We start from the raw sequence: 12,525 nt of genomic DNA, 5'->3' as shown, positions 1-12,525 counted from the left end.
ATATTAACCGACTCTAAAAAAACATCACACTGACGGACTGTCTTGCTTACGGGCAGTCCGATTTTTTGAGGATACAAAATGAAGATTACAAAATATACTGCAATTGCAGCCCTTTCTGCCCTAACCTGTCTTGGAGCCTTTGCCCAGGACTTTGATGACTTTGGTGATTTCGGTGACATTGGTGGCGGAACATCTTCTGGAGTTTCAATTCCAGTTTCCATCAGCGGAGAAGCAGGAATTGAAGCACGCGGTTACCTTGATACAGATTCAACGAAAGAAGGAATCAATAGGGAAAACGGCATCAAGGACATCAACACGACAAACAAACCTAATGCAAAGCTTAACTTCAAGTATTCTGGTGCAACAGTAGAAGCAGAAGTAAACCTTAAGTTTGACAGAAACACCATCGAAAACCATAAGGCAGATATTCTTGACGAAGCAATCATCCGTGGAATATTCATGGACAGCGCCCTTACAGTTGAAGCTGGAAAGATGCGCACCATCTGGGGAAAGGGAGACCGCCTTCATGTAATCGACAACTTCAACGCAGACGATTATTCAGACTTTATCGTTCCATTATATAAGGACAGAAGAATTGCAGTTCCAATGCTAAAGACAAGCTACGCCTTTCCTAGAAACAACATGGTTCTTGAGGCAATCTGGACACCAGGAATGGAAGCAGACCGTTTTGCAACGGACGGAAGATGGACACCTGCAAAGGTTGCAAATCTCAAGGGAATTGTTGAAGGTGTTTATGGGGCAAAATACGCAGCTGCAGGATTAGAAGCAAAAACAGAAACCGATCCTACAAAAGCTGCTCAACTATACGCATCTCAGATGTCAATCCTTTCAGAAGCAAGCAAAGTGTCTTCAAATCCTTCATCCCTCTACCCTGACACAAACAGCCTCAAATACAACCAGGCAGGTCTCCGCCTTACAGGAACGGTGGGAAATTTTGATCTTGGCGCAAGCTACTACTACGGTCACTACAAGCAGGTTTCTGTAAATTCAGAAAAGACAATTCTTGGTCAGAAGACTGGTAAACCAGTACTTCCAGAACTGGACTTTGACCGCAAGCAGACCTTCGGTCTTGAGGCCGCAACGATTTTCTGGAAGCTCAACCTTCGCGGAGAACTCTGTTACAACCTTACAGCGGATACAGACGGAACAAACCCTTGGGTACACAACAACAGCATCCAGTGGCTTGGTGGATTTGACATTGACCTTCCAATCAGCAACATAAACGTAAACATCCAGGAAACAGGTACATACATTCTTAATAAAGACAAGGTTAAGAACGGAGACGGAATCAAGGAAGTACTCGGAGCACCTTATGCTTCAGCCCTCAGTTATGACGTTGACTACGATGCAAAGGACAGGTACACGACAAACCACCTTGTAATCAACATTACAGACAGCTGGAAGAACGGAAAGATTGAACCTGAAGTTACTGCCCTCTGGAGCATAGAAAGAGGCGACCTTGCCGTAATGCCAAAGGTAAATTTCAAGCCAAACCAGGACATTACATTTACAGTAAGCGGCCTTTTGATGTACGCAAAGGATGAAAACAGCGAATTTGCAGAATGGTCAGGCAAAGGTGACGGAAACTTCAACAACAGCTACATTGGTGTTGGCGTAAAGTGCAAATTCTAATAGTTCAGAAACAAAAAATATAGAAGGAAAAGAAAATGAATCTTCTTAAGAAATTTTTCAAGCATCCATGGGCTATCATAATTACTTGCGTAGCTCTTACTGGATTTTTCGGGTTCTTCATCACAAGACTCCAGATGGACAACTCCCTTAGACAGTTCTTTCCTCAGAAGGATGAATCCTACGACCGCATGAACGCAACTGAAGAAACTTTCGGTTCAATGCTGAGTATCGGCGTAGTAATCGATGCAAAGGACGGAACAATCCTTACACCTGAATACCTTGATGTAATCAGAAAGATCTCGGAACAGGTTAAGCTCATCGACAACATTGAAGACGTAAAGTCAGTTACAAACATCGACTATGTATGCAATCAGGACGGATCGATTTCAGCAACAAACATCATTCCGGAAGAAGACTTCAATACGCCTGACGGACTTCTTACACAGGAATCAATCAAGAACCTTAAGCTCAGGGTTCAGTCTTGGGAAGACATGTACAACCGCGTAATCCTCAACGACGACTTTACCGGTTCTCAGATGCAGATTACAGTCAAGCCAAACGGCGAAACAAAGATGCAGCTTACTGAAGCACAGAACCTTCTTCACGAAGCAAAGTTAAGCGGAGACAAGGAAAAAATTGCAGAAGCAAAGGCAAATCTGAAGACTGTAAAACTTGCAATCAACACAAGAATTACAGAAGCAAAGGTAGCCCTTAAGGCTGCTAAAAAAACTCACGATGCAGAAGCAATTGAAAAGGCAGAAGAAGAATACTACAACGCAAACAGTGCCAAAAACGATTCTGCACGTCAGCAGTTTGTATTGAAGCAAGTTACAAAAATCGTTGAAAAGGAAACTGCAGGCAAAAAGCTTCTTGTAAAAATTGTAGGTGAACCTGTTCAGTCAAAGAACTCAAAGGAATACATGATGAGCGACCTTGTTGGCCTCATTCCTCTCGTTGCAGTTGTCGTAATCATTTCCCTCTATTTGAGTTTCCACACTTTGGAAGGAACTATCCTTCCATTGGTTACAGTTCTCATGTCAGCTTCAATTTCCGTAGGTCTCATGGGACTTTTAGGATATACATTCACACTCGTTTCAAGCGTCATTCCGGTTGCACTGATTGCAGTCGGATCGGCATACGGAATTCATGTCCTTACCCACTACTATGTAGAAGTGGAAAAACTTACAGGTGAAATTACAAAGGCGATGCATGAAGAAGCACTTCTCCGCGGACTTAAGGAAGTATGGACTGCAGTTCTTCTTGCAGGAATTACGACTGTAGTCGGTTTCATTTCTTTGATCACAAGCCCTCTCCAGCCTCTACATTCTTTCTCAATCTTTACAGCCATAGGTGTTGGAATTTCCCTCATTCTTTCAGTAACATTCATACCAGCAATTCTTCTTCTTAAGGATCCAAAAACAATTTCAAAAAAGCGCGACCTTAAGATCATTAAGCGGGCAACAAAGAAAGTTAAGGCAAAACTTGAACGCCTTTCAAACCTCCGTGGAAACAAGTCTGAAGATGAAGCAAACGGAGACACACTCTATTCTATCTTTAAATTTTTCTGTGGCTCACACACAAGACTTACCCTTACATCACTGTTGATTATCATCCTTTCTTTTGCAGGATTAAAACTACTTAAGGTTGATACAGCACTCATAAATTACTTTCCTAAAGATTCCGAATTCAGAAAGGACATCGATTATGTAGACAATTCTTTTGCTGGAACAAACAGCGTATTCTTCCTTGTTGAAGGTCCAGAAAAAGGAGATATTTCAAATCCAGACATTCTCAAAGCTGTAGACGGAATGGAAGAATACCTTGAAAAGAAATTCCCTGAAATCGGAAAAATTGTTTCTCTCACTTCGTTCGTCAAGAGAATCAATCAGGTATTCAATGACCCAGCAACCTATGTTCCTGAAACACCTGCAGAAAATGCAGAAACTTCGGCAGAATCATTCGACATGGACTTTGGCGATGTAGATTTGGGTGACATGGACTTTGGTGATTTCGGAGATTTCGGTGAAACAACTTCGACAGATGAATTCATTGATACATCAATTCCACATCCAAATGAAAAGTACACACAGATGCTCAATGGTACATACACAGCAAACGATGTTCTCGATGCTTTCAACAGGGCATACTCGGAAGCCGGCGGAAAAAATGCAAGCGTTGATGCAATCATCGACATTCTCCTTAAGGACCTTAACTTTGCAGGAAAAGCATATTATGAAATTCCATACGATGCAGAAAAATACCGCGTAAAGACTCACGAAGACCTTAAGAAGGTAATCAACGGACTCATCATCCTTTTGAGTGGTTCCCTCGACGAATTTGCCGACGGCAATACAAGTTCAAAGTCAATGCGCATTACCTGTCAGCTCAGAAACCACAACACAACAAACACAGGTTACATCATCAAGGCTGCCGAAGCCTATGCCAAGGAAAACTTCCCAGAAGGCTACACACTCAAGGCAACTGGTCCTGGTGAAATGGAATACACAATGACTGACATGATTGTTTCAAGCCAGCTTACAAGCTTGCTGATTTCTCTTCTTTCAGTTTTCATCATCATATCCATTTCATTCAAGTCTGGATGGGCTGGCGTTGTTGGTGCAATTCCACTTGCATTTACAATCCTTCTCAACTACATGATGATGGGATTCACAGGAATCAACCTAGACCTCATTACTAGCATCATCGCTTCCGTTGCAGTTGGTGTCGGCATTGACTATACAATCCACTTCCTTTCGACATACAAGGAAGAAAGAAGCAAGTCTGATGATATCGTCGCAGTAACAAAGGAAACCTTCAAGAAAAGCGGTCACGGTATCGTTACAAACGCCCTTGCAGTAGGTCTTGGATTCGTTGTCCTTTGTCTTTCAAAATTCGTCATCCTCCGCTACCTTGGTGTTCTTGTTGCAATCGTTATGTTTACATCAAGCTTCCTTGCAATGACAATCATTCCTGGTATCCTGAACCTTTCAGATCCTAAGTTCATCAAACCAGAAGAAAAAGACGAATAAAAACCAATACAAAAGGGCTTCCGATTACTCGGAAGCCCTTTCCTATTTTAAATCAAGCAGTTAAAAAACATTATCAATTACTTCCATGACATGGCTTACAGGAATGAACTTTATTCCCTTCTTTACATGCTCAGGAATATCCTCAAGATCCCTTTCATTGGCTTTTGGAATCAGGATTGTCTTGATCTTGTTGCGTTTTGCAGCAACGGTTTTTTCACGAAGCCCACCGATAGGAAGAACCTGACCTGTAAGGCTAAGTTCTCCGGTCATGGCAACGTTTGCCTTTATTTTCTTACCGGTAAGTAAAGACATGAAGGTTGTTGCCATTGTGATTCCGGCACTTGGTCCATCCTTTGGAGTTGCACCTTCAGGAATGTGAAGATGAATCGTATATTCATCAAACCATTTGCTGTCCTTGATTCCATTGGAAATGGCATGCTGCTTTACCCAGTTCATGGCAATCTGGGCACTTTCCTTCATTACATCGCCCATCTGACCTGTAAGCTGGAGTCCCCCCTTGTCAGTCTTAAAGGCGATGCTCTCAAGAAGGAGAGTATCGCCTCCCATGCTGGTCCATGCAAGACCGATTGCGGTACCTGGCACATCTGCAACCTTTATCTGGCTTTCATCAAAAACAGCCTTTCCAAGATATTTCCTTACTTCAGGAACATCCACAGAAAAATTCTTCTTTGAAATATTTGAGGAAATCTTATCAGCGCCAGATTTTCCTTTGCTTTCAAGAGCCTGTACCTGTTCCGTAACGATCTTACGGTTGATCTTATCTACACACTTTTCATAGTTTCGCATACCCGCCTCACGGGCATATTCTGTAGCTATGAGTGCAAGCGCCTGTTTGGTGAATTTGACCTGATTCTTTTTTAGTCCGTTCTTGACAAGATTCTTTGGGACAATGTACTTCTTGGCAATCTCAATCTTTTCCTGATCGATGTATCCAGAAAGCTCAATGATTTCCGCACGGTCGAGCAAAGGTCCTGGAATCGTATCAAGGGTATTTGCCGTAAGAATGAAGAAAACATTGCTGAGATCAAATGGCACATCAAGGTATGTATCGCGGAATGTCGCATTCTGCTCTGGGTCAAGGACCTCAAGCAAAGCGGCACTTGGATCACCTTGCGCGCTTGCATTCATCTTGTCCACTTCATCGATCATGAAAACAGGCGACTTTGACTTGGTTATCTTCAAGCCCTGTATGATCTGTCCAGGCATGGAACCGATGTAGGTTCTTCTATATCCCTTGATCTTACCTTCATCATGTTCTCCGCCGACACTAAAGCGATAGAATTTTTTGTTCATGGCATTGGCAATGGAGCGACCTACGGAAGTCTTGCCGACACCTGGTGGTCCAACAAGTATAAGGACACTTCCCTTTCCGTCGTGCTTAAGAAGACGAACAGAAAGATATTCAACAATACGCTTTTTAACGTCATCAAGGCCATAGTGGTCTTCATCAAGGATCTTTCTAGCACCGTCAAGACTATAGTCCTCTACGGAAACATCGTTCCAAGGCAACGAAGTAAGGATGTCAAGATAGTTGCGGCTGATGTTGTACTCACTGTCATGAGGATCAAGCATCTGGAATTTTGAAAGCTCCCCGTAGGCAGTTTCCTTTGCTTCTCCATCAAGATTGAAGGAATCGAGCTTATCCTTGAACTTCTGGTATTCAGTTTCCTTAGAACTTCCGCTGATACCAAGCTCTTCCTGAATGCTTTTCAGCTCTTCACGGAGGAAATATTCACGCTGATTCTTTTCAACCTTTTCATTAAGCTCGGATTGAATTTTCTTTTGGACCCTATAAATTTCCTGTTCTTTCTTTATGTACACAAGAACCTGCTCCATTCTCTGGCGCACGTTTGACATCTCAAGAATTTTCTGCTGTTCAAGTTTATCGATATTAAGAATAGAAACTATAAAGTCTGCGATTTTTCCAGGATGATCGATATTCACCATGTTCAGCCTCATTTCCTCACTGAACATAGGGTTGTTTTCACTGATTTCCTTCATTTCACTTATCAAGGCACGGGTCAAAGCCTTTACCTCAAAGGTGTCATCCTCAACATCGCCGAGATATTCAACCGCAGCGGCAATAGGATTCTGTGTGTTTAGAATCTTTCGTATCTTGAAGCGTTCCAATGTAGAAACAAAAACATTCATTCCACCATCAGGAAGATTGATTTTCTTGATGATGCGTGCAACGGTTCCAACATTATGAAGGTCCACAGAGGTTGGATTATCCTTGTCTTCCTTGAGCATGACGATACCGACATAACCGTCACCGTTCATGGAATCCTCGATTACCTTTATGTCTTCCTCCGCATTTATCATGAGAGGAGTAAAAATTCCAGGAAAAATAGGCCTTCCACCGATGGGAAGTATATTTAGTTTTACAGGGAGCGGCTTTTCAATCGGGAGTCCGCCCAAAATGTCTTCTTTATTAGGTATTTTCATATAACATAAATATAATAAAAAAAATTCAAATTTACAAATTAGGAAGAATTTTCATCAAGATGATGCTTCCTTCAGCTTTTAAAACCTCACCTTTCTTGAAAGCAAAAATGTCTTCTTTTTCAGCATCATATCCGTTGATTTTTCCAGAACCATCAAGGACAAAATATAGCACCGCATCAGCACCGTCGACCGATGACTCATAGCTTCCTTCGCAGGAAATTTTTTCAAGGCTGAAATATTCACACTCAAAATTTCCATCAAAAGGAGCTATGTCTTGAATTCCGCTCTCATCGATACAGGCAATTCCTTTTTCTACATGGCATTCCCTACCACGCCCCCAGTCATAAAGACGGTAGGTTATATCACTTGACTGCTGAACCTCAAGCAGACGAAGCCCCCCACCTATGGCATGGACAGTTCCTGCAGGAATATATATGAAATCCCCTGCGTGGACATCAGCATAGAAAAGCATGTCCTCAAGATTTTCATCTTCAATTGCCTTTCTAAGCTCATCAGGGCTGTAGACATCATCAAGACCATAAACAAGCTGTGCACCTTTTCTGGCAGAAAGAACATACCAGCATTCAGTCTTTCCACGACAATTTTCAAGCCGTTCAGCAACCTCGTCGTTAGGATGAACCTGAACGCTCAAAGTGTCATCTGCCTGAATCACCTTTACAAGCAGAGGATAGTCTCCGCCTGCAAAGTCATAGAATTCCTTCTGCATTCCATTTGGATGAGTTGAAGCAATCCAGTTTTCATAGCCCCAGATCTTGTCAGAGCGAATCGTATCAAGTTTTATCATTACTTTTCCCAAAGCTTTTCGGGGTAATACCCACTTGCAATCTTAGCAGCGATTTCCTTCTTAACGATTTCACGGTCCTCAGGATATGTCATTCCGAACCAGTTTTCAGTTGAAGTATAAAACTTGATGCATCCTTCGCTGTTCTTGGCGATGTCGCTTGCGGCAACAGGAAGAAGAGCTTCTGTCTTTGGCTGGTCAAGGGAAGTTGCCTTAAAGCTGTCCCAGTACTTGTGGAATCTTTCAAATGCCTTGAGGCTGAATCCAAAGAAGTTCATGCTTACCCACTCTTTACCAGTAAGATTTTTCTTTTCTCCATTAAGTTCAGTAACTATGCCGTCATCTTCATAGTAGATTTTTGTGTTCTCAACGATTGAGTCCATGTATCCGTCCTTTACAGTACAGATTCCACGGCTAACGGAACCGCTCTTGCTCATGGTATTTCCAAGGACATAGCCAACCATGGCGTGTTCTGTGGAGTCTGCAGGAATGGAAGAAAGATGCTTTCCAAGGATTTCAAAAGCCTCAGCTCCGTAATAATCATCGCTGTTTATTACTGCAAAAGGAGTCTTTATTGCTTCTTCTGCGCATAGAACGGCATGGAGTGTTCCCCAAGGTTTTGTACGTTCTGCACCACGGGCAAGCTCCTCTTCTGTCAAAAGTCTTTCCTTTGTCTGGAAAACATATTCTGCATCCATGTTTGCGGCGACACGGTCAAAAAGACGCTCCCTGAAATCCTTCTCAATGTCGGGACGGATGATGAAGACAACCTTACCAAAGCCTGCCTTGCGTGCATCATAGGCTGAAAAATCAAGAAGGCATTCACCGTTCTTTCCTACTGCGTCTATCTGTTTAACACCACCGTAACGACTTCCCATTCCAGCAGCAAGTACTACCAATGTTGGTTTCATAAACATAACCCCTTACTTTCAATATAATACTCTTAAAATTATAACATTTTTGTAAAAAAAATGTAACAGAATATCAGTCCAGTCTTAGAGGAAAAGAACACCAAATCCAGCGCAGATAATGATAATCACAACTGGATGAACTTTAGTCCTGAAGAGAACCATCAGGCTTATAAGATAGACAACCATTGCAGGCCAATTGAAGATGACTCCAAGGCTTTCAACATTCCTTACCTGGGGCACAAGACCAAGATGAAGCAAGGCAAGACCAAAGACCTGGACCAAGGCAATGAGAACAAGTCCGCTTGTAACAGGCCTCAAGACTGAAAAAACACTCTTAACCATGGGCTTGTCCTGAAAGTGGGCAAAAAACCTTGCTATGACAATTATCACCACAAGGGACGGAAGAACTTCTCCCATGGTGGCAACAATCCCTCCAACAGGTCCGTAAAGCTCCGTACCTATATAAGTTGCAATATTGATTCCAATGGGACCTGGTGTACTTTCGCTTATGGCAAGCATGCTGTAGAATTTTTCTGCAGTGATAAGATGGTAATGCTCGACAAGCTCCTGCTGCATGAAAGTAGCCGCAACAAGACCTCCACCGACCGCAAAAAGACCGATGTAGAAGAATATGAAAAAAAGATGAAGCAATGTCATTCTCCTGCCTCCCCTTTCTTAACATCTACAACATGAATAAAGATTCCAAGAACGGCAGCAGAAAGAATGACAAATATCGTTCTTACATGGAAAAAATAGACGGCAACAAAAGCAAGAATATATAGGATAAGATTCCACCACTTTTTAACGGTCTTTTTGAAAAGGTTTATGACGGAATAAGTGAGCAAGGCGGAAACCCCAACATTGATTCCTCTCATAGCCTTTCTTACCCAAGGAATGGAATCAAAGCTTGCTATGAATTCTGCAATGCATACTATGATAATGATAGAAGGAGACACCATTCCCAAGGTAGCAGCAACCGCTCCTGGAATGCCTGAAATCTTATGGCCGACAAAGGTTGAAACATTGACGGCAATGATGCCAGGAGTGGACTGAGCTATGGCATAGTAGTCAAGAAGCTCTTCGCTTGTGGTCCATTTCTTATTGTCTATGAGTTCCCTTTCAAGGATGGGAAGCATGGTAAGTCCGCCGCCAAAAGTTATGGAGCCAATCTTAAAGAAAGTCACATATAAGGTGATGAGTTTTTTTATCAAATCCATGTTAAAAAATTACCACTTATTTATTGAAAATTCAATTTTTGTGGTATAATTTGATGAGACCATTTTATGGAGGGAAAACCATGGCAATAATTTCTATATCACGAGGAATAGCTTCATCAGGAAATGAAATAGCAGAACGCATCGCACACAATCTTGGCTACAGACTGATCACAGGAACTGACGTTGAAGCAAAGATTGTTCATTACGGATTTCCCGAGGAAAAGCTTTCTAAATTCAATGAAAAAAGACCTCTTTTCTGGCATTCCATCACAAAGGAAAGGGAACTATATTTCAACTACCTTAAGCTTGCCATTCTTAGCTTTGCAGAAAAAGACAACTGCATCTTCATCGGAAAGGGCGCATGGAAAATTCTCAGCGATGTGCCAAACCATGTTTCATTCAACTTTACTTCCCCTATGGAGCAAAGGGCACAGAAAATAAGCAAGGAAAGGAACATAAACATCCATCACGCGGGAGTTTCCATAATCAAGGCAGATACAAGAAGAAAGGATTACTACAAGGACTACTTTAAATGCGATGTAAACGATCCCAACAACTACAATCTTACCATCACAACCAGCGAGAACAAGATCAATCAGATTGGAGACATGCTTTCTTCAATGATCAAAAGCTATGAAACAGAGGAGCTGAACCTTAAAGGAATCAGAAAAATCCACGAACTGCATACCCATCAGAAAATCATCAACATGCTTATAATCGAAAAGAAGCTTCCTATCACGGACCTGAACATAAAGGGCGAAAAAAAGGATTTGGTGCTCACGGGACTTGCAGAGTCCAGCGCTCAGGTAGACAGGGCATTGGATCTCATAAAGCTTGAATATCCAGACCTGAACGTGACCTCAGAAATTCGCTGCGTGCAGGATCTTAGGACCGTAAGAAAATAATTTTAATATTTTCGATTTTTGCTATTGACAACAAAGCCATAATTTTATAGTATCTAATTATCACATTCCCCGATTGTGTAATGGTAGCACTTCAGATTCTGGTTCTGATTGTGGGGGTTCGAATCCTCCTTGGGGAATCCTAAAGCTGACCGTAAAAAGTCAGCTTTTTTTTACGGCTCCTTCGAATATCGGTTTAGTTCGTGACCCTCTCAAGGTCGAAAGACGGGTTCGACTCCCGTAGGAGCTAGTCATAAAAAAGGTCTTCTTTCTGAAGACCTTTTTTATTTCCAGACTTTTTCTTTGGCGCAGTCCGCGCCATTTTTTTCTTCGAAAAAAAACATAAAAAGTCCCAGTTTAGCAAACGGCAAGTTTACAGAGTAAACTTGTAGAAACAATCGACAGATTGTTTCCACGAACCGCGAAGTGAGCGCGCAGCAGGTGCTGCGAAAAGCCGACAGGTGAAAAGAATATTACAATCCTTTTACTTTAAGTTCTTTTACAAGTCCTACATAAAAATCACGGATTGTCTTTGTTCCTGCTGGAAGTCCTGGATGCTCTTTAAGCATAGGATTTGTTCTATAAGCATCCACCTCATGGGCATGGGAAATTCCAATCAAGGATCTTGCCTCTAGGGTTCCTCTATAATTCCCCCATTTTGCGGAATCTTCACATACAAGTCCATCATTTTTTCCTTCGCTAAGAGAAACAATAAAATTGAGCATGAACATGGAAAAATCACTGAATGGGTTTTTCATTATGCCAGCAAAGGACTGTGTATAAATTGAATCATCATTGGGATACTTCATATTGAATTCTTTCATGTATGAAAAACGGAATTGAGAAGTAGTTCCATAGAAATCAGGCTTTTTGTCTCCCAGTAGCCTAAACCACAGATCAACAAAAACTGCAGCAAATTTAAATATTCCTTCTCCTAAAACTTCATAAACGCGATCGATAGTTTTAGAGCCATAATTCGGAGAACTTATCATGGTAAAAGACGCTACCTTATCTTTAATTCCCAATTCTGAAATGGCATACCTGACATCAATACCACCCTTGGAGTGCGCTATCACATTCACCTTTTCTGCCCCACTATCTGCAAGAGCCTTTTCAAGCCCTGAAACAATCTGGGCGGCAGAAGTTTCAATATTAGCCCAGGCATCGTGTCTGCTGTAATAGACCTTTGCGCCATGTTCTCGCAGAAGGTACGGGATTATGCTCCAATAGTTTGCTAAAATTCTATCCCTGAATCCTGTTCCATGTACCAGCAGCACAGGATATTTTGTAGCACAATCTGATTTTTCAATCTCAAGAGATGGATCAGGCTTAAAGACATTTTTCAATTCCCTGGCAACGGGACTAAAATAGTTTCCTAAAAATAAAACAATAAGCAAAAGATAGAAAGCACCAATTAAACCGGAACATAATGGGACTATGAATTTCGGTATTTCAAAATCCTCTGACTTTATGATGCATAAAAACAATATAAACAAGACAAGGAGAAAATTCATTACTGCAAAGGGAATCTTAAAACGGCGGCGA

Annotated in this window: 9 protein-coding genes and 2 tRNA genes; 5 read left to right on the top strand and 6 right to left on the bottom strand. The window is 41.8% G+C overall.

Annotation, left to right across the window (positions count from 1 at the left end):
• Positions 1–78: 78 nt before the first annotated feature.
• Both ACKI39_RS00940 and ACKI39_RS00935 read left to right on the top strand, forming a co-directional pair.
• Positions 79–1,653, top strand: coding sequence for a hypothetical protein (locus tag ACKI39_RS00940; protein ID WP_407396737.1), 1,575 nt, complete (start codon positions 79–81; stop codon positions 1,651–1,653).
• Between the two features lie 35 nt (positions 1,654–1,688).
• On the top strand, positions 1,689–4,682 hold the full coding sequence (locus tag ACKI39_RS00935) for an efflux RND transporter permease subunit (protein WP_407396735.1): 2,994 nt from the start codon (positions 1,689–1,691) through the stop codon (positions 4,680–4,682).
• Between the two features lie 60 nt (positions 4,683–4,742).
• On the opposite strand, the gene lon is transcribed toward ACKI39_RS00935, so the two are convergent.
• The 5 genes from lon to ACKI39_RS00910 form a co-directional block, all read right to left on the bottom strand.
• Positions 4,743–7,142 (bottom strand): endopeptidase La, encoded by a 2,400-nt coding sequence (lon, locus tag ACKI39_RS00930; RefSeq protein WP_407397014.1) that lies wholly within the window; start codon positions 7,140–7,142, stop codon positions 4,743–4,745.
• Between the two features lie 37 nt (positions 7,143–7,179).
• The gene (locus tag ACKI39_RS00925) at positions 7,180–7,953 is read right to left on the bottom strand and encodes a type I phosphomannose isomerase catalytic subunit (protein ID WP_407396733.1); all 774 of its coding nucleotides are present in this window, start codon (positions 7,951–7,953) and stop codon (positions 7,180–7,182) included.
• Positions 7,953–8,861: a nucleotidyltransferase family protein gene (locus ACKI39_RS00920; RefSeq protein WP_407396731.1), complete on the bottom strand. Its 909-nt coding sequence runs from the start codon at positions 8,859–8,861 to the stop codon at positions 7,953–7,955. Before ACKI39_RS00920 ends, ACKI39_RS00925 begins: the two co-directional genes overlap by 1 nt.
• 84 nt (positions 8,862–8,945) lie before the next feature.
• Entirely contained in the window at positions 8,946–9,518 is a 573-nt protein-coding gene (locus ACKI39_RS00915) for a chromate transporter (protein ID WP_407396729.1), read from the bottom strand.
• Entirely contained in the window at positions 9,515–10,078 is a 564-nt protein-coding gene (locus tag ACKI39_RS00910; RefSeq protein WP_407396727.1) for a chromate transporter, read from the bottom strand. Before ACKI39_RS00910 ends, ACKI39_RS00915 begins: the two co-directional genes overlap by 4 nt.
• 80 nt (positions 10,079–10,158) lie before the next feature.
• Between ACKI39_RS00910 and ACKI39_RS00905 the strand changes: the two genes are divergently transcribed.
• The 3 genes from ACKI39_RS00905 (at position 10,159) to ACKI39_RS00895 (ending at position 11,230) form a co-directional block, all read left to right on the top strand.
• Positions 10,159–10,983 (top strand): cytidylate kinase-like family protein, encoded by an 825-nt coding sequence (locus ACKI39_RS00905; RefSeq protein ID WP_407396725.1) that lies wholly within the window; start codon positions 10,159–10,161, stop codon positions 10,981–10,983.
• 66 nt (positions 10,984–11,049) lie between these two features.
• A tRNA-Gln gene (locus ACKI39_RS00900) sits at positions 11,050–11,120 on the top strand.
• A 37-nt stretch (positions 11,121–11,157) separates the two neighbouring features.
• Positions 11,158–11,230, top strand: a tRNA-Glu gene (locus tag ACKI39_RS00895).
• Between the two features lie 223 nt (positions 11,231–11,453).
• Here the strand turns inward: ACKI39_RS00895 and ACKI39_RS00890 are convergent.
• Entirely contained in the window at positions 11,454–12,494 is a 1,041-nt protein-coding gene (locus tag ACKI39_RS00890) for an esterase/lipase family protein (protein WP_407396723.1), read from the bottom strand.
• Between the last annotated feature and the right edge of the window lie 31 nt (positions 12,495–12,525).

The sequence above is a fragment of the Treponema sp. genome (genome assembly GCF_045641405.1).
GTDB lineage: Bacteria > Spirochaetota > Spirochaetia > Treponematales > Treponemataceae > Treponema_D.
The sequence above is the reverse complement of the archived record's forward strand: the minus strand, read 5'-3'. Positions and strand labels throughout refer to the sequence as shown.